Origin of the sequence: Methylosinus sp. C49 (assembly GCF_009936375.1) — a bacterium.
In the GTDB taxonomy this organism is placed as follows: Bacteria; Pseudomonadota; Alphaproteobacteria; order Rhizobiales; family Beijerinckiaceae; genus Methylosinus.
The window spans coordinates 557,171-581,455 of sequence record NZ_AP022332.1; the positions used below are offsets into that span (position 1 = coordinate 557,171).

Below are 24,285 nucleotides of genomic sequence, written 5' to 3' on the forward strand. Positions count from 1 at the left end.
TCACGCGACCCGCTTCGGCACGAGACGTTCGCTCGCCAGCGCCTGCTCGGCGCCGGAGACGCCGGCTTCCGTATATTCGGCGTCCTCGTTCACGCCCCAGACGTCATAGATCGCGCGGCCGGCGATGATATTGAGCGCCGTCAGCATGCCGGTCATCATCGCATGATCCTGGTTGTTGTATTTGTGCATGCCGTTGCGGCCGACGAGATGCAGGCCGGGATAGCGCGCCGCGAGCTCGAGCCGAATCGCCTGCACATTGGCGGCGTAGGACTCGTCATAGACCGGATAGGCCTTGGCCTGACGCACGACGCAGGCGTCGCGCACATCCTCCGCCTTCATGAGGCCGATCTTCGCGATCTCGTCCTTGGCGAGGGCGATGAGATCGGCGTCCGCGGCGTTCCACAATCCATCGCCCTCGAAGCAGAAATATTCGAGGCCGAGGCAGGTGGAAACGCCATCGGCGATCATCTCCGGCGACCAGGATTTGAAATTCTGCACGCGGCCGACCTTCACCGACGGATCATGAATATAGATCCAATTGTCGGGGAACTCCTCCTGCGGCCGTCCGATCAGCACGACGGTGAGAAAATCGCGATAGGCCAGCGCGCGCGCGTTGAACAGGCTGAGCGGCGTCGGCGTCAGCGCATTCATCACCTCGCGCAGCGGCGCGGAGGACAGCACATTGTGCGCGCGATGCGTCTCGACAGCGCCCTGCGAATCGCGCGTCGTGACGGTCCAAATTCCGCTCGCTTCGTCGAAGGCGAGCTGCTCGACCTTGCAGCCCATTCGCAGGCGGCCGCCGAGCTTCTGCATCTTGCGCGCGGCGGCTTCCCACATCATGCCGGGACCGCGACGCGGATAGCGGAAGGATTCGATCAGCGTCTTCGCGGCGCTGCTGGATTTGCGGAGCTTCAGGGAGCGACGCAAGCCGTCGATGATCGCCGCGCCGAGGCTGAGACCCTTGATGCGCTGCGCCGCCCAATCGGCGGAGATGTCGTCGCAGCTCATGCCCCAGACCTTTTCGGTATAGGTCTTGAAGAAAATGCCGAACAGCCGCTCGCCGAACTGATTGCGCACCCATTGATGGAAGGAGCGCGGCTCCTTCACTGGAAACGCCTTGGCGAAAGCGAAGGACGCCATGCACAACGCACTCTCGAAGAGCCCGAGATTTTTCAACGCCTCGAAGGCCTTCAGCGGATAGGCGTAGAATTTCTCGCGATAGAAGATGCGCGACAGACGCGGCCGCTCGATAAAATCATGCGGGAGAATCTCGTCCCACAGATCGACGATCTCTTTCGATTTCGAGAAAAAGCGGTGTCCGCCTATGTCGAAGAGAAAGCCCTTGTAGCTCGCGGTGCGGCTGATGCCGCCGACATAGGATCGGTCCTGCTCGAGGACGAGAACCTCGTGGCCGTTCTTCGCCAGAACATAAGCGGCGGTGAGGCCCGCAGGCCCCGCGCCGATCACTATCGATTCGATGATCTCGCCCATGACGGCCCTGAGACAAGCGTGGCGTGCGCCGGCCGCCCGCGTCACGCGGCGAGGCTCACGGCACGTAGGGGCAGTATGGATGCGCTTTGGTTAATGCGCTGTTACGCTCAGGACGCCCGCATCGTTACGCGCTCGCGAAGATCACGCGGTTGCGGCCCTCCGCCTTGGCGCGATAGAGCGCGTCATCGGCGATGCGCGTCATGGCGGCGAGATCCGGCGTCGCATCCTCGAGCACGGTGACGCCGACGCTCACGGTCGCCGCGCCGTCCGCGAGATGCGCGGCGTCGCGGATGAAAGCCGAGCGAATGCGCTCGGCGATCACCAATGCGCTCGTCCGATCCGCCGGAGAGAGGATGGCGACGAATTCTTCGCCGCCGATGCGCGCCAGCATGTCGCTCGATCGCGTGTTTCGAGTCGCCGTCGCGCCGAAGGCGGCCAGCACGCGGTCGCCTTCGGCATGGCCGAATCGATCGTTGATATATTTGAAATTGTCGAGATCGAAGACGAGCACTGCCGTCGATGGCGCAGGGGCCGATCGCTTCGCGCGCTCGACCGCCCGGTCGAAGGCCCGCCGATTGGGAAGGCCGGTCAGCGGATCGATCATCGCCGCGACTTCTCGTCGCTTGGCGAGGCGCTCTTTGGAGAGCGTCGCCAATAGAAAACCGAGAACGGCGATAAAGCCGGAGAGTTCGAGGAAGCGGTATTTCAAATAGGGGCTGGTGAGGAAGCTGGTTTCGTCGACCGCGAGAAAGGGCGCGGCGATCGCGAGCGCGATTTCGAACCCCGCCTGCAGCGCGATGATCCAGGCCGTCACGCGGGACACGACGAGGCGCTGGCCGCCGATACGATTGTAGCGGAACAATTCGACGGCGGCGACGACTTCATAGATCGCCGAGATCGCAGAGACTTCTGAGATTCGAAAGTGAATGTCGGCGCGCCACAGGCCGGCGGCCCAAATCACGCCGCCGAGCAGGGCCAGCAGCGGCCGAACCGGCTCGCCGACAAAAACGAGAACGCCCGTCCACAGCAGACCGCATGCCCATAAAGTGAGCGCGTTTCCGAAAATGATCGAGAGCCACTCGACCTCATTGCGGAATGCGTAGCAGAGCGCCGAGGCGCCCGCCGTCGCGAAGACCGCGGCCCACCACCATAATTCCTCGGCTTCTTCGTCGCCGCGCCAGATCGCGTAGAGGAAGACGCCGAGCAGCGACAGCATGAAGGCGCCGAATAAATATAGCGTCGGCGCCAATGCGATCATCGCGGTTCAGGATCCTATGAGTTGCAAATTGCACAAATGCCGAGAGTTCCCGCTCCTGGAGCGTCAGCGTAGCATCGAATATGCCATGGTCTGAAAGTCATAAACAGCAGCGCAGCCGCGTCGTGGCCGGACAAGACGTCGCAAGGGTAAAAAAATCCTGGAGCCCGCCGCTTTATCCTTCTCCTGCGACTTGTCGCAGCCGGTCTTTCTCCTCGGCGACGGCGCTTTCGGCCTCCTCGATCGCGCCCATCGTGCCGACATGCAGCCATTTGCCGTCCAGCGCGACGCCAAAGAGCCGCCCCTGCTCCGCCGCGCGAAAAAAGAACGGCGCGAGCGGAAACACATCCTGCTCGATCGCCTCGAACAGCTGCGATTTCACTATGCCGATTCCGGCATAGACGAAATCCGCCGTCTCGCCGGCGGCGCGCTTCGTCAGCCGGCCATCCGCCGCCCGATGAAAATCGCCGTCCCAATCGACCCCGACGCTGCCGAGGCGTGGCGCCAGCAGCAGAGCGATATCCATGATCTCCGGGTTCCAGAGATCGGCGAGGCGGCGCAGATTATCCGCACGGGCGCCGATCCAAAAGGCGTCGGTGTTGCAGATGAAGAAGGGCCGTCCGGCAAAACGGTCCAGAACCTTCTTTATGCCGCCGCCTTGATCGAGCAGCTTCTCGCGCTCGTCGGAGAGGATTATGCGCGGAGTTTGGCGGCCGTCGAGATGCGTCTCGATCTGATCGGCGAGATGATGGACATTGACGATCGCCGTGCCGACGCCCGCCTGCGCGAAAGCGTCCAGCGCGCGGTCGAGCAGAGCGACGCCGTCGATCGCGACGAGCGGCTTGGGCAGCCGGTCGGTCAGCGGCCGCATGCGCGTGCCGAGCCCGGCGGCGAAGACGAAAGCCGCCTCAGGCATGGAAGAGCGCGGGGAGGTTGGCGACATACCAGGCCTCGAGATCGGCGAGCGCGGGATGGCGCAGGCCCTTGCGCAGATAGGTTTCGACGCGCGGCAGATGCACGAGATATTGCGGCTTGTGGTCGCGCTGATCGAGCCGCGCGAAAATGCCGAGGATTTTGGTCGCGCGCTGAGCGCCGAGTATAGCGTAGGCGCGCGCGAAAGCCGCCATGTCGAACAAAGGATCGGCCTCGCGGCGCTTGCGCGCATAATGGCCGAGCAGGCGCATCTCCAATTCGTCCGGCACGTCGACGCGCGCGTCCTGCGTCAGCGACACGACGTCATAGGCCGGATGGCCGAGCACCGCGTCCTGAAAATCGATGACGCCGACGCGCGCCGTTCCCTGGCGATCCGGCAGCCAGATGAGATTGGGCGAGTGGAAGTCGCGCAAGGTCCAGGTGGGCGCCGACATCACGATCTCGATCAGCGCCTGGCGCCAGAGATTGACGAAGGTCGCCTTGGAGCCCGACGATATGCCGCCGCCGCCGACCCGCGCCGCATACCATTCCAACAGCAGCTCGACCTCGATCAGCAACGCGTCGAGGTCATAGGGCGGAATGTGATAGGGGGTCGAGCCTTCGACCGGCAGGACATCCGGCAGGCGACGCGCATGCAGCGGCGCGAGCGCCGCCAGCGCCTCCAAATAGCGATCGCCGATCGGCGCGCCGCCAGCGACGACGCCGTCGCGGCCGAGATCCTCCAGCAGCACGAAGCCGGCGGAGAGATCATAGGCGTAGATCTGGGGCGCGGAGAGGCCCTGCCCGCGCAGCGCATCCGCCATTGCGACGAAGGGCTTCACCGTCTCGGCGAGGCGCGCGATGGCGCTATAGGGCTTGCCATAGCGGATCGGCGGGCCGTCCGGCCGCGCCGGCGAGATCATCAATATGGCCTGCGCGCCGTCTCCGCGCCGCAGAACCTCATAGACGCGCGAGGAGGCGTCGCCCTGCAGATATTCGCGCGCGGCGTCGGCCCAGCCGGCGCGCTCCAGAAACTCCCGCATGGTGCGGAAGGCTTTGAGCCGCCCCGCCGCCTTGCCATGGGCGCTTATGCCGATGCGGCGCGCGTCCGGCGTCTCCGGCGCGGCGAAGGCGAGCCGCACCTCCAGCCGCTCGCCGGCAAAGAGGCTCGGCGCGCGCTCCGGCCATTCGACCAGCACCAGCGCATCCTCGGTCGCCTCCTCGAAGCCCATGGCCTCGAGCTCCGCCTCGCCGCCGGCGATGCGATAGAGATCGGCGTGCAATATGCGGCAGGCGGGCGTCTCATAGAGCTGCATCAGCGTGAAGGTGGGGCTCGGCGCCTCCAGAGTCGGGTCCTGCGCCAGCGCGCGGATCAGCGCCCGGGCAAAGGCCGTCTTGCCCGCGCCGAGATCGCCGGAGAGGGTGACGAGCTTCACCGTGTCGCGAATGAGCGGGGCGAGGCGGGCGGCGAGCTCTGCGGTCTGCGCTTCATCGGCGACGTCGATCAGCCATTCGGCCTCTTCGCTCATGAGGCCTGTCCTTTTTCACGCGTGGCGAGACCCTGCTGTCCGCCGCTCTCTTGCGCTGGGAAGATGCAAGTGACCGTCGTGCCTTCGCCGAGCGCGGAGTCGATGAGCACGCGCCCGCCATGCAGCTCGGTGAAGGCGCGCACGATGGAAAGGCCGAGCCCGACGCCCCTGTGGCGCGAGCCCGAGGTGTGCGACTCGAAACGGTCGAAGACTTTGTCGAGGACTTCCGGGGCGATGCCCCGCCCCCGATCGGCGACCTTGAACACGATTTCCCCCTCCCGACGCATCGCCGCGAGGGTAATGGTTTGTCCCGGCCGAGAAAAGCCGATCGCATTGGCGAGCAGGTTGAAGAGGATCTGGCGGATGCGCTTGGCGTCGCCGCGAAAGCGCCCGACGTCGCCGGTGGCGACGATCTGCAGCTCTATGTCGTTTTCCGCCAGCCGATCCTGAACGCCCTCGGCCGCGGCGCGCATGGCGTCGGCGGCGTTCACTTCCTCGAGCTCCAGCTCCATGGCGTCGCTGTCGATGGTGGCGAGATCGAGAATATCGTTGATGATGGCCAGCAACGCCGCCGACGACTTGCCGACATAGCCGAGATATTCGAGCTGCTTGGCGTTCAGCTCGCCGGTCGTCTTCTCGCCGAGCAGGTGAATGAAGCCGATGATGTTGTTGAGCGGCGAGCGCAGCTCATAGGATACGTGATGGACGAAATCATTGCGGATCTTCTCCGCCGCGATCAGCGCCTGATTGCGCTCGGTGAGCGCGCGCTCGACATTCACGCCCGCCGTCACATCGACGAAGGTGAGCAGCGCGGCGCCTTCCGGCAGCGGCTGCGCCGTGCAGTCGAGCACCACGCCGTCGGAACGCTCGATGCGCCGCGTGAAGCCCTGACGCATATCCTGCAGGCCGGTGACGAAGCCGCGCAGCTCGCTCCAGGTTTCCTCATTGAGGTGCAGCGGTCGGCAGAGATTGGCGACGGCGTCGAAGCGCGGCTTCTCGTCCAGAATGCTCTTCTCGAGCGCCCAGAGCGCGAGAAAGGCCGGATTGCAGAAGCGCAAGCGGCCGTCGGCGCCGAAGACGGCGACGCCCTCGCGCAAATTCTCTAGCGTCTCGTTCTGCATGCGGTCGAGCGCATGGAAACGCGATTCGAGGAAATAGCGCTCGCTCACATCGTCGTAGAGATAGGTGACGCCGCCTTGCGGATTGGCGTTGGCCACGACGCGCAATGTGCGCCCATTCGGCATGTGCCAGACATGCTCGTGATGTTCCTCGGAGGATTGATAAGCCTCGAGCAGACGCGCCTTCCAGGCCTTGTAATCGGCTTCGACGGGAAGGCGCTGCTCGGCGCGCAGGCGATCGAGTATCTCGCTGTCGCTCGGCCCCTGGTCGAGAAAAGCGCGATCGAGCGGCCAGAGACTCTCATAGGCGGCGTTGCGATAGGTGAGACGCTTGGCGCGATCGAATATTGCGACGGCGATCGGCAATTGATCCAGCGTGCGCGAATGCGCCTGCATCTGCTGCTCGAGATCGGCGCGCGTCGTGTCGATCTCTTGGCGATCGATGGCGAGCGCCGCGGCGGCGCCGTGGCAGGGCGCCTCGACGATATCGAGACGATGCCGCTCGCCGGCGACCACCGCTGTCACGCGCGCGCGCCAAACCTCGTCGCGTCCGCGCGCCGTCTGCGCCTGCAGGCGCGCGTCATTGTCCAGCAGCTCGATCTGGCGGCGCAGCGCGTCGGCCGCGCTTTCCGCCTCCACCGCCTGCGCATAGGCGGAATTGACGAAGATGAGCCGGCCCTCGACGTCGCGCATCCATACCGGCGTCGGCAGCGCCTCGAGCAGAGCGCGCAGCCCCTCCGCCTCGGCGACGCTGCGCGTATGGCGCTCGCGCAAGGACAAAAGCTCGAGGCGCTCGCCGGAGACCTCGCGAATGCGCAGCACGGCGCGACCGGCGACGGCGCGGCCTTCCGCATCGAAGCGGCGTCCTTGCAGGCTGGCGAGCGAGAGATGAAAGCCTTCGCCATTTTGGCGCAGGCGATCGACGCGCTCCTGCAGCGCGGCCGCCTCATTCGGTCCGAGCCAGGAGCCGAAGGCGAGCACGCGGCGCGCGAAGGCCGGATCATTGAGTCCGTTCTCTATGTCCGGCTCGCCGGCGGCATTGTCCCAGGAAACGAAGAGTTGCGGCTCGCTGGAGAGAAAAATCTCGGCGCGATCGAGCCGCTGACGCGTCGCTTCCAGCTCCGCCGCGAGCCTCGCCTCGCGCCGGCTCCACACCTTGCGCTCGCCGAGATGGGTGAAGGCGACGACGACGGCGAAGAGCGCGAGACCGCCGGTCAGCGCGAGATTGACGAATTCGGCGTTGTCCGTGGTGGCGAGAAGATTGGCGAGCGCTTCCGCCCGCGCCGGTCCGCCGAATGGCAGCAGACTGGCCGTCGCGAGCCCGCGCGTGACGCCGCGAACGAGCGTCGAGGACGCTCCCCGACGTCGCGCAGGCGGCAACGCTTTCGGCCCGAAGGCCGTATCGTGAAACATGCGAACCGGTCTCCACGTTCGATTTGCAAAGGCTCATCGCAAACAAACGCCGTAAGCCGTCCGCGCGCCACCGAGGCGCCGTCTCGAATCGCGTCTAATCTAAAGCGCGCCGTCGAAAAGTGAAACGCGGATCGTGACCGGGAGATTGGCGCCTAAGGATTTCGCCGAACTGGCGTCGCTTAAAAAAAAACGGCGGAGCGAGAGAATCGCTCCGCCGTCTCGCTCTCGCGAGGCGAGAGAAATCAGTAGCGGTAGTGGTCCGGCTTGAACGGGCCGTTCTGCGGCACGTTGAGATAGGCGGACTGCTGCTCGGTCATCTTGGTGAGCTTCACGCCGATCTTGGAAAGATGCAGCGACGCGACCTTCTCGTCGAGATGCTTGGGCAGCGTGTAGACGCCCACCGGATACTGGCCCTGCTTGGTGAACAGCTCGATCTGCGCCAATGTCTGATTGGTGAAGGAGGCGGACATCACGAAGGACGGATGGCCGGTCGCGCAGCCGAGATTCACGAGGCGGCCTTCGGCGAGCAGGATGATGCGCTTGCCGTCGGCGAACTCGACCTCGTCGACCTGCGGCTTCACATTGTGCCATTTGAGATTGCGCAGGCCGGCGACCTGAATCTCGCTGTCGAAATGGCCGATGTTGCAGACGATGGCGCGGTCCTTCATGGCGCGCATATGCTCGGTCGTGATGACGTCGACATTGCCGGTCGCGGTGCAGAAGATGTCCGCGCGCGACGCGGCGTCTTCCATCGTCGTGACCTCATAGCCTTCCATCGCCGCCTGCAGGGCGCAAATCGGATCGATCTCGGTGACGAGCACGCGGCAGCCGGCGTTGCGCAGCGAAGCGGCCGAGCCCTTGCCCACGTCGCCATAGCCGGCGATGCAGGCGACCTTGCCGGCCATCATCACATCGGTGGCGCGGCGAATGCCGTCGACCAGCGATTCGCGACAACCATAGAGATTGTCGAACTTCGACTTGGTGACCGAATCATTGACGTTGATCGCCGGCCACAGGAGCTTGCCTTCCTTGTGCATCACATAGAGGCGATGCACGCCGGTGGTGGTCTCCTCGGTCACGCCCTTGATGGCCTCGGCGTTGCGCTTGTAGAAGCCCGGATTGGCCTTGAGGCGCTTCTTGATCGCGGCGAAGAGGACTTCCTCCTCCTCATTGGTCGCCTTGTCGAGGAAGGCGGTGTCGCCATTCTCGGCGCGCAGGCCGAGATGAATGAGGAGAGTGGCGTCGCCGCCGTCGTCGAGAATCATGTTGGGCGTGCCGCCGTCGCCCCATTCGAAGATGCGATGGGTGTAGTCCCAATAATCCTCGAGGCTCTCGCCCTTGATGGCGAAGACCGGCGTGCCGGCGGCGGCGATGGCGGCGGCGGCGTGGTCCTGCGTCGAATAAATGTTGCAGGACGCCCAGCGGACATCCGCGCCGAGCGCCTTCAGCGTCTCGATCAGCACGGCCGTCTGAATGGTCATATGCAGCGAGCCGGCGACGCGCGCGCCTTTCAGCGGCTGCGAAGGGCCGAACTCGGCGCGGGTCGCCATGAGGCCGGGCATTTCGGTCTCGGCGATATTGAGCTCCTTGCGGCCCCAATCGGCGAGGCCGATGTCGGCGACGACATAATCGTTGAAATGCGTGGTCATGACGCTCCCTTCAGGCGTTGTCTCGCCTGTAGGAAGGCGAGCGGGACGGGCTGGCCGCCTATAGCAAGGCGGGGGAGCAGATGCAATAAAGATATAAACAAGTCTTTATGTCAGCTTCAGGCCGGCTTGCGGTCGCGCAGGAATACGAAGGCGCCGATGACCGCGATCACGGCGACGATCAGCAGGATCAGCAGCGTCGATTCCTCGAGCCAGGCGATGGCGGGAACGGCGAGCGCCAACAGCAGGCCGACGAGAGAGACGCGCCAGGCGTCGGCGTGAATGCCCGCTGTGAAGGAGCCCAGCGCCAGCACGGTGAGCACGGTCAGCGCGCTGCTGTCGGAATTCATGATCTGCCGGACGTCACTGATGAAGATGAGGCACATTGCGGCGAGGACCGCACCCCAATGCAGGACCTGGGTGCGCAACAGACGCCATTTTTCCTCCGCGGTCTCCGCCTCCTGCCAGCCGCCGGCGATGCTGATGAGGCCGAAGATCGGGGCCAGCGCGATCCAATAGGTCGTCATGCCCTGACGCGTCACGCTCGTATAAGCAACGCCGAACAGCGCCAGCAGGAGCATGACGAAATAAGGCCACTGCCGCAGGAGGAAGGAGGCGACGCCGTGATGATGCGTCTCGGGAGAAAGGATTTCCGGCGCTCTGTGGGTCACTGTGCGGGCTCCGTTTCGACCCGTGTCCCAAAACACGGGAGGGATGGCCGGCGGCTCCAGGGAAATTCCTGATATCGCCTCAAATCGCGCTTCGGCCGCCCCAGCGCGCAAAACGGAATATAATCGTCGCTTCAGCAAAAACGAGACGCGCCATGGCGCGTCCCGCAAAATCGATCGACCTTAGGCCGCGACCTTCTGGCAATCATCGGCGCAGGCCTTGCACGCATCGCCGCAGGCCTTGCATTCCGCGATATTCGGGAACTTGTCGCATTCCTTCTTGCAGGCGAGGCAGGCCTCGGCCACGACCTTGGCGAAGGCCGGGGTGAGCGCCGAGCCGACGCCAGCGAGCGACGCCAGCGCCTTGCATGCGGCGACGACCTCGAAGGTGGACTTGGTGCAAGCGCCCATGCTGGCGTCATTGGCCGCGAGCATCTCGAAGCAATGACGCAGGCATTCCTCGCCAGCGGCGACGCATTTACCAGTCGATTCGAACAGAGCCTTATATTTGGCGCCGCCGCCATGATGGTGAGCGTGCGGATCCTCCGCCGCCAATGTCCCCGTGGCGGCGGTTGCGGCGGCCAATGCGCCCATTGCAGTCACAAATTGCCGACGTTCCATGAATCTCCCCCTGAGTTTAGGAACAACAACAATTTCAGCTTTAAGCTTTTTGGAGCAAGATTCAATCATACCGACTGTTCTGCGAGTAAAAAACGTCGCGTAGCTCTGCCAGTGTGACTGAGCCGTTACAATGATTCGGCGACACGCCAGCACGTTCGCACGAAAACACGGATAGGGAAGATGGCGTTCATTACCAACTTCAACGCGCCGGAGTTTTTCAATTCCCTGATATCTCTGCTCGTTGCGCTGCTGCTCGGCACGCTGATCGGCGCGGAGCGGCAATATCGCCAGCGCACCGCCGGGCTGCGCACCAATGCGCTGGTGGCGCTGGGCGCGGCGGCCTTCGTCGATCTCGGCATGCGCCTCAACGGCAATGTCGGCGCGACCCAAGTGCTCGCCTATATCGCCTCCGGCGTCGGCTTTCTCGGCGCCGGCGTCATCATAAAGGACGGCGCCAATATCACCGGCCTCAACACCGCCGCCACAATCTGGTGCTCGGCCGTCACCGGCGCCTTCGCCGGCGCGGATCATGCCGCCGAAGCCATATTGATGGCGATCTTCACACTCGCCGGAAACATGCTGCTGCGGCCGCTGGTCCATCTCATCGAGCGCGCGCCGATCGACGAACGCGCCACAGAGGCGATCTACCGTGTGCATGTCACAGTCTCCCAGACACGGCGCGACGAATTGCGCGATCTCATGGTCGAGAAGCTAGAGGCGGCCGATTATCCGGTGCGCGAGATAGAGGAATTGGAGCGCGGCGGAGACGAGGCGGAACTCGTCGCAATATTGACGTCGACCAGCGTCGACCCGAAAGAGCTGGACGCCGTCGCCGCCGAGCTCGAGAAGATCCCCGGCGTCGAGCATGCGAGCTGGACGGCTCAAACGAGCGAGTGAAGCGGCGAAGGGCGGAATCTAAAAGAAAGCGTGCGTCCCGATTCTCGGCCGACGGCGAAGCGTTAGGCGATGCGACCCCTCACACTTAGCCCGTCAGCCGGCGGCACAGCCCATCGAGCTGCTCCAGCGTCGCATAGCGGATGCGCAATTCGCCGCTCTCACCGCTATGATGGATCGACACATAGAGCCCCAGCGCATCGGTCAGCAATTTTTCCATCGCCACCGTATCCGCGTCTTTCTCGACACGGGGCTTGCGCGCCTTCGTCTCCAGCTTGGCGCCGGAATCTTCCTGCGCGAGCCGCTCGACGTCGCGCACGGTGAGGCCTTCCTCGACAACACGTCGCGCCACCGTATCGGGATTGTCGAGGGCGAGCAGCGCGCGCGCATGGCCGGCCGAGATCGCGCCCTCCGTCACCAGACGCCGGCTCGCCTCGGGAAGATTGAGCAGACGCAGCGTGTTGGCGACATGAGACCGGCTCTTGCCGATGATCTTGGCGAGATCGGACTGCGAATAGCCGAACTCCTTGCCGAGCCGCTCATAGCCGCGCGCTTCCTCGATCGCATTGAGGTCAGCGCGCTGGACATTCTCGATAATGGCCAGCTCGAGCGCCTCGCGATCATCCGCCTCATGCACGATGATCGGCACATCGGCGAGGCTGGCGAGCTGGGCGGCGCGCCAGCGGCGCTCGCCGGCGATGATCTCATAAGCATCGGCGACGCCCGGAACCGTGCGCACGACTATAGGCTGAATAATGCCCTTCTCGCGAATGGAGGCGGCGAGATCGGCGAGATCGTCCTCATCAAAGGCGACGCGCGGATTGCGCGGATTGGGCCGCAGAAACTCGATCGGCGCCCGGCGCTGGCCGCGCGCCCGCTCTACGGCCGGCGCTTCCTCGCCAGCGTCTCCGATCAGAGCCGCGAGCCCCCGCCCCAATCTTCTGCGCGTCGCTTCTTCGGCCATTTCGGGATAGGTCCTTCGATCGAGAGGCGCGCTAGTCGCGCGCCGAGAAACCCTGGGCTCAGGCGGCTCGCAGCTGCTTCTCGCGCTGGATGACTTCCGTCGCGAGCTTCAGATAGGCTTGGCTGCCGCTGCATTTGAGATCATAGAGCAGCACGGGCTTGCCATGCGACGGCGCTTCCGACACGCGCACATTGCGCGGGATCACCGTCTCATAGACCTTATCGCCCATGAAACGCCGCACATCGGCGACGACCTGGGTCGCGAGATTATTGCGCGGATCGAACATTGTCAGAACAATGCCATGGATCGACAGCCGCGGATTGAGCGAGCGCTTGACCTGATCGACCGTCGACAGCAGTTGCGACAGACCCTCGAGCGCGAAGAATTCGCATTGCAGCGGCACCAGCACGGCGTCGGCGCAAGCGAGGGCGTTGATGGTCAGCAGATTGAGCGACGGCGGGCAGTCGATCAGCACATAGGTGAAGGCCGGAGCCTCACCATGGCGCTCGGCTGCGATCAGCTCGGCGACGGCGCGCTTCAGACGAAAGGCGCGGTCCTTGTCGCCAGCGATCTCCAGCTCGACGCCGAGCAGATCGAGCGTGGAGGGCGCGATCGAGAGCCGCGGCACGGCGGTCGCCACAATCGCCTCGGCAAGGCTGCTCTCGGCGAGCAGCACGTCATAGGTGGAGATTCGGCGCGACTTACGGTCGACGCCGAGCCCGGTGGAGGCGTTGCCCTGCGGATCGAGATCGATGACGAGCACAGTCTCGCCCACAGCGGCGAGCGCGGTGCCGAGATTAATGGCCGTCGTCGTCTTGCCGACGCCGCCCTTTTGATTAGCGAGAACGAGGATTCGGGGCTGAGGAACGTCGGTCACGTCAAGCTCCAAAATCTCGCGCAAGGGCGATAATGCGGCCGGACGAATGAGTGCGGCTCTGCAATGTCCAGATCTGGAAACTATCCGCGGCGCTCGAGCCGGTCAATTCAGTGGCCCAGTCTTCACCCTTTAAAAACACGCCTTTGACGTTTTTCAACAGAAGTTCGTGCGCCCATTGGATCAGCTGCGGTATTGGCGCGAGCGCGCGGGCGGTCACGCCGGTCACAGGATCGGCAATCAGCGGCAGGATATTTTCGATTCGGCCGACGTGGATTTCTGCAGCGGCGCCTGTTTCACGTGAAACAGCACGCAGAAAGGCCGCCTTTCGCTGATCGCTCTCGATGAGATGAACCTTTGCGCCGGCATGGTCCTTCAGGCAGATCGCCAGAACCATGCCGGGAAACCCCGCGCCGGAGCCGAGATCGATCCAGCTTTCGATGCTCGGAAAAAATTCGCGAATCTGTGCCGAATCGGCGAAATGCCGCGTCCATAGCTCGTCCAATGTGCTCTCGGCGACGAGATTGATGGACTTCTGCCATTTGCGCAGCAGCGATTCGTAAATCTCCAGCTCGCGAACATAAGGCTGCAGCGATGGCGCGATCTGCAGAGCTCTGTCCCGATCGCTGACGCGATCCTTCCCCTTCCCGACCATTTTGTCGCTCACCCACGCCGCGCCCGCGCCGCCAAAAGGGTCAGCGCAGCTGGAGTGACGCCCTCTATGCGCTGGGCCTGGCCGAGCGTGCGCGGACGCAACACCGACAGCTTGGCGCAAAGCTCCGCCGAGAGCCCGCCGATCTCGCGATAATCGAGCGTCGAAGGCAGAGCGAGCTGCTCATCCCGGCGATAGGATTCGATATCGGCGCTCTGCCGATCGAGATAGACGGCGTAGCGTGCGTCGGTCTCGACACGCGCGGACGTCTCCGCATCGATCTCGGCGAGCTCTGGCCAGATCGCCACGAGCCGCGGCAAATCGATCTCCGGGAAAGACAGCAGAGCATAGGCGCTGCGCCGTTGCCCGTCCTGGTTGATGGGCAGGCCTGCGCGCGCTGCGGCGGCGGAGGTCAAGGACAATTGCTGTAGCAGCGCCCGAGCGCGGGTGAGCTTGTCCATTCGGTCCCGATGCGCCAGCTCGCGCTCGCGTCCCACACAGCCGACCTCCAACCCCTTGCCAGTCAGCCGCTCATCGGCATTGTCGGAGCGCAGCGACAGACGATATTCGGCGCGCGAGGTGAACATGCGATAGGGCTCGCTGACGCCTCGCGTGACGAGATCGTCGATCATCACGCCGAGATAGGCCTCGGCCCGATCAAAGACACTCGCCGCGAAACCGCCCGCTCGCGCGGCGGCGTTGAGCCCGGCGACAAGGCCCTGGGCCGCCGCCTCCTCATAGCCGGTCGTTCCATTGATCTGGCCGGCGAAAAAGAGTCCCACGACGCTTTTCGTCTCCAACGTGGCGTCGAGTTCGCGCGGATCGACGAAGTCATATTCGATCGCATAGCCGGGGCGCAGAATCTGCGTCCTTTCCAATCCTTCGATCTTCTGGATGAAAGCGCGCTGGACCTCCTCGGGCAGCGAGGTCGAGACGCCATTGGGATAGACCGTGTTGTCGTCGAGACCCTCCGGCTCGAGGAAAATCTGATGCGCATCGCGGTCGCCGAAACGCGTGACCTTATCCTCGATCGAGGGGCAATAGCGCGGACCCGGCCCCGAGATGGCGCCGCTCCGCATGGGCGAATGCTCGAGATTATCGAGAATGACCTTATGCGCGGCGGCATTGGTGCGGGTGATGTGACAATTGATCTGCGGATTGACGATCGAACGGGTGAGATAGGAAAAGGGCTCGGGAATCTCATCGCCGCGCTGCTCCTCGAGCCGCGCCCAGTCGATCGTGCGGCCGTCGAGCCGCGGCGGCGTGCCGGTCTTCAGACGCCGCGTGGCAAAGCCGATGCGGCGCAAATCCTCGGCGAGGCCGATCGAGGGGTTTTCGCCCATGCGCCCAGCGGAATAGCGCGTCGCGCCGATGTGAATCACGCCATTGAGGAAGGTCCCGGTAGTCAGAACCACCGCGCCCGCGGCGAGCGTCTCTCCGTCCAGGGTCACGCCGGTCACGCGGCCATCTTGCAGGACGAGCCCTTCCGCCGAGCCCTCCACGACCTCGAGATTTGGCGTCGCCGTGATCGCCGCCTGCATCGCCTCGCGATAGAGCTTGCGATCCGCCTGCGCGCGCGGACCGCGCACGGCCGGGCCTTTGGAGCGATTGAGCAGCCGAAATTGAATGCCGGCGGCGTCGGCGACACGGCCCATGAGCCCGTCGAGCGCATCGATCTCGCGGACCAGCTGGCCCTTGCCGAGCCCGCCGATCGCCGGATTGCAGGACATTGCGCCGATCGTCGCGCGCGAATGGGTCACGAGCGCCGTGCGCGCGCCAAGCCGCGCAGCCGCTGCGGCGGCCTCGCAGCCGGCATGGCCGCCGCCGATCACGATCACGTCATAGGCCGGTCGGCTCAATTTCCTATCCTCGATCCTGTTTCACGTGAAACTATTTGCCGATGCAGAATTGCGAGAAAATCGCATCCAGCACCTCCTCCACATCGACGGCGCCGACGATCCGGCCGAGCGCCCGGCCTGCGACCCGAAGATCGTCCGCGACGAATTCGAGCGGCTTGCCGGAATCGAGACTGGTCTCGATCGCCATTCTCGCCTCCTGAATGAGCCGCCTATGCCGTTCACGCGTGAGAAGCGCCGTCGAGCCGTCGCCCAGACGTCGCTTCGCACGACCCGCAATTTCCTCCAGAAGTCGGTCTATTCCAAACCCTGTTCGAGCGGAAATTGCAAGGTCATCTGATGTGCAATTAAGAAAATCCGCCTTGGTTGCGACACGGATAAGCTCGGCGCCGCCAAGAGGCTCCAATTGCGGCGTCTCCCGGCCCCCTTCCGAGAGCCACAATAGGAGATCGGCTTCGCCGATTCTGGCCCGCGTCCGCGCGACGCCGATGCGCTCGATCTCATCCTCCGCCTCGCGAAGGCCGGCCGTGTCCACCAATGTGATCGGCATCCCGCCGAGATCGAGATGAACCTCGATCATGTCGCGCGTCGTTCCCGGAATGGCGGAGACGATCGCCACCTCACGCCGGGCCAGCGCATTGAGCAGCGTCGATTTGCCGGAATTGGGCAGGCCGAGCAGCAAAACCACGAAGCCGTCGCGGAGCCGTTCGCTGGCTTCGCTCGCCGTCAGCGCGCCGGCCATTTCGGCGATCGTGGGCTCGAGCAAGGGACGAAGCGCCGTCGCCGGCTCGAACACATCCCCCTCGTCGGAAAAATCCAGCTCCGCCTCGACCAGCGCCAGAGCCCGGATCAGCCGCTCGCGCCAGCCTTCGACTCTTTTGCGCAGAGCCCCGCCGAGCGCTCGTATCGCCTGACGCCGTTGAAACTCTGTCTCCGCATCGATGAGATCGGCGAGCCCTTCGACCTGCGACAAATCCATTTTGCCATTGGCGAGGCTGCGCCGCGCAAATTCCCCCGGCTCCGCCTCGCGCAGGCCGGGAAGGCGGCTCAGAACGCCGAGCAGCGCGCGCGCCACAGCGCGGCCGCCATGAATTTGCAGCTCGGCGTAATCCTCCCCGGTCGGAGAATTTGGCGCCGGAAAATAGAGCGCGAGACCGCGATCGAGCGGCTCGTCCGCGCCCGGCGCGCGCAACGTCACATAATGGGCGAAGCGCGGCTGAGGCGTGAGCGCGGCCAAAACCTCGAGCACGCGCCCAACCGACGGACCGGAGAGACGAATGACCGCGATTGCAGCACGGCCGGCGCCAGAGGCCAAGGCGAAGATCGTGTCGCTGGACATGATCCCGAAGCTCTACTCGAATTTCTCTCGCCGAGAAAGAATATGGCTTTTTCAATCTGAAGGAATGACTTCAGAATCGCATTCACGGACAGGAAACCACGTTGCGCGAATCCTGTCGCGCTTCGCCTTCGGTTTCCAAGGATTGTGACGAAGGCTTCCATTCGCGCCGAAACGCCAGCCACGGAAGAGGCAGCGAATCTCGCCCTGCTCGACACAGCCGAGCGAGAGGGCGACGCCGCGATGCGGACGTTGGTCGCTCCGCGCAGCCGGCGCGCCATCGAGGCCGCGGAACAGCATTTTCGCCAGCCACTATGAGCTGCAGAAGCGCGTCGGCCTTCAGCTCCCGCGCGAGGCCGACGATCAGACCTTGGCGAAACCCCCGAACACGCTCTCCCCGCGAATACACATCGCCGGCGCGTCCGAGGGCGCCGGATCAGGTGTTCATCGAATCGAAGAAGCTGGCGTTGCCTTTGGGCGTCTCGCGCAGCTTGCCGAGCAGGAACTCGATCGCGTCCACCGTGCCCATAGGATTGAGGATGCGGCGCAGCACATACATTTTCTTGAGTATGTCCGACGGCACCAGAAGCTCCTCCTTGCGGGTGCCGGAGCGCGTGATGTCGATGGCCGGGAAGACGCGCTTGTCGGAGACCTTGCGGTCGAGAATGATCTCCGAATTGCCCGTGCCCTTGAATTCCTCGAAAATCACCTCGTCCATGCGCGAGCCGGTGTCGATCAGCGCGGTGGCGATGATGGTCAGCGAGCCGCCCTCCTCGATATTGCGCGCGGCGCCGAAGAAGCGCTTCGGCCGCTGCAGAGCATTGGCGTCCACGCCGCCCGTCAGCACCTTGCCGGAGGACGGCACCACAGTATTATAGGCGCGGCCGAGACGGGTGATCGAATCGAGCAATATCACCACGTCGCGGCGATGCTCGACCAGGCGCTTGGCCTTCTCGATGACCATCTCCGCGACCTGAACGTGACGCACGGCCGGCTCGTCGAAGGTGGAGGACACCACCTCGCCCTTCACGGAACGCTGCATGTCGGTCACTTCCTCCGGGCGCTCGTCGATCAAGAGAACGATCAGATAGCACTCGGGGTGATTGGTGGTGATCGACTGTGCGATATTCTGCAGCAGCACGGTCTTGCCGGTGCGCGGCGGCGCGACGACCAGAGCGCGCTGGCCCTTGCCGATCGGCGCAACGAGATCGATGACGCGGGCGGAAAGATCCTTGCGCGTCGGATCGTCGATCTCGAGCTTCAAGCGCTCGTCGGGATAGAGCGGCGTCAGATTGTCGAAGGGAACCTTGTGCCGCACCTTCTCCGGGTCCTCGAAATTGATCGAATTGACCTTGAGCAGCGCGAAATAGCGTTCGCCCTCCTTGGGGCTGCGGATCATGCCCTCGACCGTATCGCCGGTGCGCAGGCCGAAGCGCCTGATCTGCGAGGGCGACACATAGATATCGTCCGGGCCGGCGAGATAATTGGCGTCAGGCGAGCGCAGGAAGCCGAAGCCGTCCTGCAGCACCTCGACGACGCCTTCGCCGACGATCTCGACGTCGCGACCGGCGAATTGCTTCAAAATTGCGAAGAGCAGTTCCTGACGCCGCATGAGCGACGCGCCCTCGACCTCATGCTCCTCAGCGAAGGCGAGAAGCTCGGCGGCCGATTTGGACTTCAGGTCCTGAAGCTTGATTTCCCCCATTTGGGACAATCCTCGACGATATTCGGATGAAACTTGGCCTAGGGCGGCGGGGTAGGGCAGATAAGGAAGCGGGAGACGATGCCCCGTGAGCCGGTCTGGATCCGGCTGTCGTGTGAAACGACGATCTGCCTTTAGGTGAGCAAGTCAGCAATTAGTCCTTTTCGGGCGGAAACGCAAGCCATCCGCCCGAAACTCATGACAATTCTGTGAAAGACGGGGAAAATCCCCAGTCGTCAGAATGGCTTGACGATCACCAGAATGACGATGCCGATCATCAGCAGGGTCGGAACCTCATTGACGAATCGGAAGAATTTCGCCGGCCGGTGATTCTCGTCGCGCTCGAAAGCCTTTTGCGTGACGCCGAAATAGAAGTGGACGCCGGTCAGAAGGACGACCAGCGCCAGTTTGGCGTGCAGCCATCCGGCTCCGTGGAACGAGCCGAAATAGATCAGCGCCAAACCGGCCAGCCAGGAGACGATCATCGCCGGCGCCATGATGTAGAGCGCCAGCCGGCGTTCCATCTTCTTGAACAATGCAGAGGGTGCGCCCTGCCCCACTTCCGTATGATAGACGAACAGCCGCGGCAGATAGAGCAGCCCGGCCATCCAGGAGATAACCGCGATCACATGCAGAGCTTTGATCCAGAGATACATGACTTCAATTCCTTGTTCCGCGAATACGCTCGATCAATTGTGAGACATGCTCGAGCGGCGTCTCCGGCAGGACGCCATGGCCGAGATTGAAAATATGCGGCCGTCCGGCGAAGCGCCGCAAAATGGCGTCGATCTCACGATCGAGCGCCTCCCCGCCGGCGAGCAGAGCCAGCGGATCGAGATTTCCCTGTAGCGCCGGGCCTGCGGGAATTTCCTTCACCGCCCAGGCGGGATCGATCGCCGTGTCCAGTCCCAGCGCATCGGCGCCGAGTGTCCCGGCGAGACGGGGGAGATGCGTCGCGCCGCCACGCGGGAAGGCGATGATCGGCACGCCGGGCCGGGCGGCCTTCACCGCATCGATGATCTTCTTCAGCGGCTCGGCGACCCAGCGCTCGAACTCGTGTGCCGGCAGCACGCCGGCCCAGCTGTCGAAGAGCTGCAAAACTTCGACGCCGGCGTCGATCTGCCGAATGAGATAGGCGATGGAGGCCTCGACCAGAATATCGATGAGCCGCGCGAAAGCCTGCGGCCGCCGATAGGCGAAGAGCCGAGCCGGCGCCTGATCCGGCGTGCCGCGTCCGGCGATCATATAGCTCGCCACCGTCCAAGGCGCGCCGCAAAAGCCGATGAAAGTCACCGATTTCGGCAGCTCGCCCTTCACCCGGTCGATCGTCTCGAAAACGGGTGAGAGCTTGCCCAGGTCGAAATTCCCGGCGAGCGCCTCTATGTCGCTGTCGCTCTCCAGCGGAATCAGCCGCGGCCCATGCCCTGCCTCGAACCAGACCTTCTGCCCCAGCGCGTCCGGCACGACCAGAATGTCGCTGAACAGGATCGCGGCATCGAAGCCGAAACGCTCGATCGGCTGCAAGGTGATCCGCGCCGCCGTCTGCGGATTGTAACAAGTGTCGAGAAAGCTGCCGGCTTTGGCGCGCAGCTCCTGATATTCCGGCAGATAGCGGCCGGCCTGTCGCATCAGCCAAATCGGCGGCACGGCGCGTGCTTCTCCGCCCAGAATGGCGAGGAGAGGCTTGAGATCACCCATTTCGCTTATTGCTCCGGCAGGATGGGGGACGAAAAGGAACGCTCGGCGCTCCCTCCGGCTTTGGAGCTAACCCAAAACGACACAAAAAGAAAATTCAATCTTTAAGAGATTTTTTTGATTTTATTGATGGTTCCTTAACGAAGGTTAATTTTCGTCAACCTTTTGTCCACACCTTACGTACCATAGGCTTTGCTGTATAGCCATTTGCGCCCCTGCTGTGGACAGATTTGTAAATCAAACATTAACAGATGCTTGCCGACATCCGCCCGCAAGCTCTGGCGTGGATGGCGGAGAATCCCCCGCTGCAATGGCCTAGCATCCGCTTTTCCCCACTCGTTTCGACGCCTGTTGATCGCTGGGCTACGTTATGCGCAGCTGTGCACATGCCCGGTCCGCCGGCGCTCACTTTTCCCCATAATGCCCACGATCGCGCTACGGCTGTGGGAATCGATCGGAGGAGGTTCGACTGCCGCAGGATCGCCCCAGCGCCTTCTGGCGTCTCGCCGAGCCGCTGATTCTCGCCTCCAAGAGCAAAGGCCGGCGCATGGCGCTGGAGCAGACCGGGGCGCCTTTTCTCATTCACCCGGCTGAGATCGACGAGCGCGCCGTGGAAGCCGAGGTCCTCGCCGCAGGCGGCGACGCCGACGCCGTCGCGACGCGATTGGCCGGCGACAAGGCGAAGGGCGTCTCGCTGGCGCGGCCGGGCGCGCTCGTCCTCGGCGCGGATCAGGTGGCGAGCTGCGAGGGACGGCGATTCGGCAAGCCGCAGACCGTCGCCGCCGCCGGCGAGCAGCTGCGCTTTCTCTCCGGGCGGACCCACCGTCTGCATTCGGCGGTGGCCCTCGCCCGCGACGGCGCCATAATCTTCGAGACCGTCGCCCATGCCGATCTGACGATGCGCGCTTTCTCCGATGATTTTCTTGCCCGCTATCTCGAGATCGTGGCCGAGGAGGCGACGACCAGCGCCGGCGCCTATCAGATAGAAGGTCTCGGCGTTCATCTCTTCGAGCGCATAATCGGCGATCATTGGACCATTATCGGAATGCCGCTGCTGCCGGTGCTGGAGGCGCTTCGCCGCGAGGGAGCGATTCTGTCATGAGCGGCGACGCCGCGCCCCGCCCTCTGGTCATCGGCCTCACGGGCTCGATCGGCATGGGTAAATCGACGACGGCCGATCTTTTTCGCGCCGAGGGCGTCCCTGTCTATGATTCCGATCGCGCGGTGCATGAGCTCTATCGCGGCCCTGCGGCGGCGCAGATAGAGGAGCTGTTCCCTGGCGTCACGGCGGATGGCGTCGTCGATCGCGCCCGCCTCGCCGCCCGCGTGCTCGGCGATGGGGAGGCGCTGCGCCGCCTCGAGGCGCTGGTGCATCCGCTCGTCGCCATCGGCCGCGACGAATTTTTCGAGAATTGTCGCCGCGCGGGCGAGCGTTTCGTCGTCTTCGATATTCCGCTCCTCTTCGAGATCGGCGCCCAAAAGGATGTCGACGCCGTCGTCGTCGTCTCCGCCCCGCCCGATATTCAGCGCGCGCGCGTGCTGGCGCGTCCCGGCATGACGGAGGAAAAATTCGCCGCCATACTCGCCAAGCAGGTTCCCGACGCGCAAAAGCGCGCCGGCGCCGATTTCGTGGTGCATAGCGAGCGCGGCCTGGATTCCGCTCGGCAGGAAGTTCGGCTAATCCTCGAGGAGCTGGCGCGACGAAAGTCGTCGCGCTGATCCGATCGAGAGAGGCTGCCGATGCGTGAGATCGTCTTCGACACGGAGACGACCGGTCTCGACCCCACCAAGGGGCATCGCATCGTCGAGATCGGCGCGGTGGAGATTTCCAATCTCATCCCGACCGGCCGCACCTTCCATTTCTACCTCGATCCAGAACGCGACATGCCGGAGGAGGCGTTTCGCGTCCATGGCCTCTCCTCGGCCTTTCTGACGGGCCAAAAGAAATTCCGCGAGATCGCCGACAGCTTTCTGGAATTCGTCGAGGACGCCAATCTCGTCGCGCATAACGCCGAATTCGACATGCGCTTCGTCAATTTCGAGCTCGGCCAGCTGGGAAAAGCGGCGATCCCTTTCGATCGCGTCGTCGACACACTGACCATCGCGCGCCGTCGCCATCCCGGCGCCTCCAATACTCTAGACGCGCTCTGCCAGCGCTATGGCGTCGATCTCACGCGCCGCGACAAGCATGGCGCTCTGCTCGACGCCGGCCTGCTCGCGGAAGTCTATGCGGAGCTGATGGGCGGCCGCCAATCGGCGCTCATTCTGCAAGCGGATGCGGCGACTCGGGCCGAGGAGAATGGCGGCGAATTTTTGCGTAGCCGCCCGCAGAAGCTGGCGCCGCTGCTCACCGAGGCGGAGCGCGCCGCGCATGAGGCCTTTGTCGCCAAGCTGGGCAAGGAGCCGATGTGGCTGCGCTATCTCGCGCAGCCGGAGACGGCCGAGCCGGCCATCGAAACGCCGATGGAAAAGCGAGCCTGACCGCTCGCTCTCGCAAAGATCAGTTGGCGTTGGCCGGCGCCTGCTGCGCCTCGGCCGCGCGCTGCTGATAGAGCGCGAAAAAGTCGATCGGATCGATATAGAGGGGCGGGAAGCCGCCATTGCGCGTGGCGTCGGCGACGACCTGGCGCAGGAAGGGGAACAGCAGCCGCGGGCATTCGATCATCACGATCGGATGAATCTGCTCGGCCGGAATGTTCAGCAGGCGGAACACGCCGCCGTAATCGACCTCGAGCTTGAACAGCACCTCGCCGCCCTCGGTCGCGGAGGCTTCGAGCGTCACCGAGACCTCGAAATCCTCGGGGGACATTTGGCGGGCGTTGACATTGACCTGAATGCCGATCTCCGGCGGATTCTGGCGCGGCTGCAGCGAGCGCGGCGCATTGGGATTCTCGAAAGAGAGGTCCTTCACATATTGCACGAGCACGTTGAGCGCCGGGGCGCCGGTCGGGCCGGAGCCGTTTCCATTCGTATCGGTCATCGTCGAACTCCCTGCCGATTTCGGCTCCCGGCAGGCGCGATGGAATGGCGGCGCCTGCCACGGCGCCCGCCTAACACGTCCCCTTGCCTGCGACAACGGATTTGACGGTGGTCAGACAACTTTGGCGGGAGGGGCGCGACGCGCGCGCCCGCGGCGCTTGGGACCTTCGTCGACAATGGCTTTCCACTCGCCCGGCGAGAGATCGATGGTCTGCGGACCTTGCCGCTCGGTCTTGCCGCGAATGCGATCGGCGACATGGGCGCGCACCGATGGCGATTTCAGCGCCAGTCCGACGAGATCGGAGGCGAATCCGGGCAAGATCAGCAGCAGCGAGCCCACCGCCTCGAGGCCGCTCTCGAGCAGAGCGACGCCGGATTTCAGCTCCTCGCGTGGTTGTCCGATACGGCCGCGCAGATAGAGGAAAAGCCGCTTGACGTCGGCGAGCCCCAGCAGCGTCGTGCCGACCCCGAGCGCGACCGCCGCCAGCACGCCGAGAAATTGCACGACGAGCACGAAAGCGACGATCTCGATGAAGAGCCAGCCGGTCAGCACATAGGCGACGAGTTTCGACTTGTTCACGTCGTTGCGCCCTCCCTCCCTTCGCCGAGAGTCCCGCGAGGGGTTGATTCGTGACATCTGGGACGCGACATGATACCGGACAATCCCTGCGACCGGGAGA

The 24,285-nt window shown here is 64.0% G+C and carries 21 protein-coding genes and 1 pseudogene; 4 read left to right on the plus strand and 18 right to left on the minus strand.

Features of this window, described 5'->3' with window-relative positions; translation table 11 throughout:
* The 8 genes from GYH34_RS02600 to GYH34_RS02635 all read right to left on the minus strand — a co-directional run bounded on the left by GYH34_RS02600 (position 1) and on the right by GYH34_RS02635 (position 10,653).
* On the minus strand, positions 1-1,491 hold the full coding sequence (locus GYH34_RS02600; protein ID WP_161912235.1) for an NAD(P)/FAD-dependent oxidoreductase: 1,491 nt from the start codon (positions 1,489-1,491) through the stop codon (positions 1-3).
* A 124-nt stretch (positions 1,492-1,615) separates the two neighbouring features.
* The gene (locus GYH34_RS02605; RefSeq protein WP_161912236.1) at positions 1,616-2,749 is read right to left on the minus strand and encodes a GGDEF domain-containing protein; all 1,134 of its coding nucleotides are present in this window, start codon (positions 2,747-2,749) and stop codon (positions 1,616-1,618) included.
* A 172-nt stretch (positions 2,750-2,921) separates the two neighbouring features.
* Positions 2,922-3,662, minus strand: a complete 741-nt coding sequence (locus GYH34_RS02610; protein WP_161912237.1) for a nucleotidyltransferase family protein — start codon at positions 3,660-3,662, stop codon at positions 2,922-2,924.
* Positions 3,655-5,187 (minus strand): tRNA (adenosine(37)-N6)-threonylcarbamoyltransferase complex ATPase subunit type 1 TsaE, encoded by a 1,533-nt coding sequence (gene tsaE, locus GYH34_RS02615; protein WP_161912238.1) that lies wholly within the window; start codon positions 5,185-5,187, stop codon positions 3,655-3,657. The genes GYH34_RS02610 and tsaE overlap by 8 nt, the downstream gene beginning before the upstream one ends.
* Positions 5,184-7,718: a PAS-domain containing protein gene (locus GYH34_RS02620; protein ID WP_161912239.1), complete on the minus strand. Its 2,535-nt coding sequence runs from the start codon at positions 7,716-7,718 to the stop codon at positions 5,184-5,186. The genes tsaE and GYH34_RS02620 overlap by 4 nt, the downstream gene beginning before the upstream one ends.
* A 242-nt stretch (positions 7,719-7,960) precedes the next feature.
* Positions 7,961-9,367, minus strand: a complete 1,407-nt coding sequence (gene ahcY / locus GYH34_RS02625; protein ID WP_161912240.1) for an adenosylhomocysteinase — start codon at positions 9,365-9,367, stop codon at positions 7,961-7,963.
* Positions 9,368-9,483: 116 nt separating this feature from the next.
* A complete protein-coding gene (locus GYH34_RS02630) occupies positions 9,484-10,035 on the minus strand; it encodes a hypothetical protein (RefSeq protein ID WP_161912241.1) in 552 nt (183 codons plus the stop codon).
* A gap of 180 nt (positions 10,036-10,215) precedes the next feature.
* A complete protein-coding gene (locus GYH34_RS02635; RefSeq protein WP_161912242.1) occupies positions 10,216-10,653 on the minus strand; it encodes a four-helix bundle copper-binding protein in 438 nt (145 codons plus the stop codon).
* A 180-nt stretch (positions 10,654-10,833) separates the two neighbouring features.
* Between GYH34_RS02635 and GYH34_RS02640 the strand changes: the two genes are divergently transcribed.
* Positions 10,834-11,550 (plus strand): MgtC/SapB family protein, encoded by a 717-nt coding sequence (locus tag GYH34_RS02640; RefSeq protein WP_161912243.1) that lies wholly within the window; start codon positions 10,834-10,836, stop codon positions 11,548-11,550.
* A gap of 85 nt (positions 11,551-11,635) precedes the next feature.
* Here the strand turns inward: GYH34_RS02640 and GYH34_RS02645 are convergent, their stop codons facing one another.
* The 8 genes and pseudogenes from GYH34_RS02645 to hemE all read right to left on the minus strand — a co-directional run bounded on the left by GYH34_RS02645 (position 11,636) and on the right by hemE (position 20,629).
* On the minus strand, positions 11,636-12,511 hold the full coding sequence (locus GYH34_RS02645; RefSeq protein ID WP_161912244.1) for a ParB/RepB/Spo0J family partition protein: 876 nt from the start codon (positions 12,509-12,511) through the stop codon (positions 11,636-11,638).
* Between the two features lie 58 nt (positions 12,512-12,569).
* A complete protein-coding gene (locus GYH34_RS02650) occupies positions 12,570-13,388 on the minus strand; it encodes a ParA family protein (protein ID WP_161912245.1) in 819 nt (272 codons plus the stop codon).
* Between the two features lies 1 nt (position 13,389).
* On the minus strand, positions 13,390-14,040 hold the full coding sequence (gene rsmG / locus GYH34_RS02655; RefSeq protein ID WP_161914855.1) for a 16S rRNA (guanine(527)-N(7))-methyltransferase RsmG: 651 nt from the start codon (positions 14,038-14,040) through the stop codon (positions 13,390-13,392).
* 8 nt (positions 14,041-14,048) lie between these two features.
* On the minus strand, positions 14,049-15,896 hold the full coding sequence (gene mnmG / locus GYH34_RS02660; protein WP_161912246.1) for a tRNA uridine-5-carboxymethylaminomethyl(34) synthesis enzyme MnmG: 1,848 nt from the start codon (positions 15,894-15,896) through the stop codon (positions 14,049-14,051).
* A 31-nt stretch (positions 15,897-15,927) separates the two neighbouring features.
* Complete coding sequence (gene mnmE / locus GYH34_RS02665) at positions 15,928-17,232, minus strand: tRNA uridine-5-carboxymethylaminomethyl(34) synthesis GTPase MnmE (RefSeq protein ID WP_161912247.1); 1,305 nt, start codon at positions 17,230-17,232, stop codon at positions 15,928-15,930.
* A gap of 433 nt (positions 17,233-17,665) precedes the next feature.
* Complete coding sequence (gene rho / locus GYH34_RS02675) at positions 17,666-18,934, minus strand: transcription termination factor Rho (protein WP_018267347.1); 1,269 nt, start codon at positions 18,932-18,934, stop codon at positions 17,666-17,668.
* A gap of 233 nt (positions 18,935-19,167) precedes the next feature.
* Positions 19,168-19,593: pseudogene (gene hemJ, locus GYH34_RS02680) on the minus strand (protoporphyrinogen oxidase HemJ); the annotation flags it as partial.
* Positions 19,592-20,629, minus strand: coding sequence for a uroporphyrinogen decarboxylase (hemE, locus tag GYH34_RS02685; RefSeq protein ID WP_161912250.1), 1,038 nt, complete (start codon positions 20,627-20,629; stop codon positions 19,592-19,594). The pseudogene hemJ and the gene hemE, both read right to left, overlap by 2 nt.
* 511 nt (positions 20,630-21,140) lie before the next feature.
* On the opposite strand from hemE, the gene GYH34_RS02690 reads away from it, so the two are divergent.
* Genes GYH34_RS02690 through dnaQ form a run of 3 tightly spaced genes read left to right on the plus strand, consistent with a single transcriptional unit; the run spans position 21,141 to position 23,107 of the window.
* Positions 21,141-21,728 (plus strand): Maf family protein, encoded by a 588-nt coding sequence (locus tag GYH34_RS02690; protein WP_174242433.1) that lies wholly within the window; start codon positions 21,141-21,143, stop codon positions 21,726-21,728.
* The gene (gene coaE / locus GYH34_RS02695) at positions 21,725-22,345 is read left to right on the plus strand and encodes a dephospho-CoA kinase (protein WP_161912251.1); all 621 of its coding nucleotides are present in this window, start codon (positions 21,725-21,727) and stop codon (positions 22,343-22,345) included. Before GYH34_RS02690 ends, coaE begins: the two co-directional genes overlap by 4 nt.
* A 21-nt stretch (positions 22,346-22,366) precedes the next feature.
* Complete coding sequence (gene dnaQ, locus GYH34_RS02700) at positions 22,367-23,107, plus strand: DNA polymerase III subunit epsilon (RefSeq protein WP_161912252.1); 741 nt, start codon at positions 22,367-22,369, stop codon at positions 23,105-23,107.
* A 19-nt stretch (positions 23,108-23,126) separates the two neighbouring features.
* Here the strand turns inward: dnaQ and secB are convergent, their stop codons facing one another.
* Together secB and GYH34_RS02710 are read right to left on the minus strand one after the other, a co-directional pair.
* Entirely contained in the window at positions 23,127-23,606 is a 480-nt protein-coding gene (gene secB / locus GYH34_RS02705; protein ID WP_161912253.1) for a protein-export chaperone SecB, read from the minus strand.
* Positions 23,607-23,717: 111 nt separating this feature from the next.
* On the minus strand, positions 23,718-24,185 hold the full coding sequence (locus tag GYH34_RS02710; RefSeq protein ID WP_161912254.1) for an FxsA family protein: 468 nt from the start codon (positions 24,183-24,185) through the stop codon (positions 23,718-23,720).
* Between the last annotated feature and the right edge of the window lie 100 nt (positions 24,186-24,285).

Coding starts and splice junctions, on each gene's coding strand:
- rho (WP_018267347.1), bottom strand. CDS start 18,934: ATGGGGGAAATCAAGCTTCAGGACCTGAAGTCCAAATCGGCCGCCGAG.
- dnaQ (WP_161912252.1), top strand. CDS start 22,367: ATGCGTGAGATCGTCTTCGACACGGAGACGACCGGTCTCGACCCCACC.
- tsaE (WP_161912238.1), bottom strand. CDS start 5,187: ATGAGCGAAGAGGCCGAATGGCTGATCGACGTCGCCGATGAAGCGCAG.
- ahcY (WP_161912240.1), bottom strand. CDS start 9,367: ATGACCACGCATTTCAACGATTATGTCGTCGCCGACATCGGCCTCGCC.
- GYH34_RS02600 (WP_161912235.1), bottom strand. CDS start 1,491: ATGGGCGAGATCATCGAATCGATAGTGATCGGCGCGGGGCCTGCGGGC.
- mnmE (WP_161912247.1), bottom strand. CDS start 17,232: ATGTCCAGCGACACGATCTTCGCCTTGGCCTCTGGCGCCGGCCGTGCT.
- coaE (WP_161912251.1), top strand. CDS start 21,725: ATGAGCGGCGACGCCGCGCCCCGCCCTCTGGTCATCGGCCTCACGGGC.
- GYH34_RS02605 (WP_161912236.1), bottom strand. CDS start 2,749: ATGATCGCATTGGCGCCGACGCTATATTTATTCGGCGCCTTCATGCTG.
- GYH34_RS02635 (WP_161912242.1), bottom strand. CDS start 10,653: ATGGAACGTCGGCAATTTGTGACTGCAATGGGCGCATTGGCCGCCGCA.
- GYH34_RS02620 (WP_161912239.1), bottom strand. CDS start 7,718: ATGTTTCACGATACGGCCTTCGGGCCGAAAGCGTTGCCGCCTGCGCGA.
- GYH34_RS02645 (WP_161912244.1), bottom strand. CDS start 12,511: ATGGCCGAAGAAGCGACGCGCAGAAGATTGGGGCGGGGGCTCGCGGCT.
- GYH34_RS02610 (WP_161912237.1), bottom strand. CDS start 3,662: ATGCCTGAGGCGGCTTTCGTCTTCGCCGCCGGGCTCGGCACGCGCATG.
- secB (WP_161912253.1), bottom strand. CDS start 23,606: ATGACCGATACGAATGGAAACGGCTCCGGCCCGACCGGCGCCCCGGCG.
- hemE (WP_161912250.1), bottom strand. CDS start 20,629: ATGGGTGATCTCAAGCCTCTCCTCGCCATTCTGGGCGGAGAAGCACGC.
- GYH34_RS02640 (WP_161912243.1), top strand. CDS start 10,834: ATGGCGTTCATTACCAACTTCAACGCGCCGGAGTTTTTCAATTCCCTG.
- rsmG (WP_161914855.1), bottom strand. CDS start 14,040: ATGGTCGGGAAGGGGAAGGATCGCGTCAGCGATCGGGACAGAGCTCTG.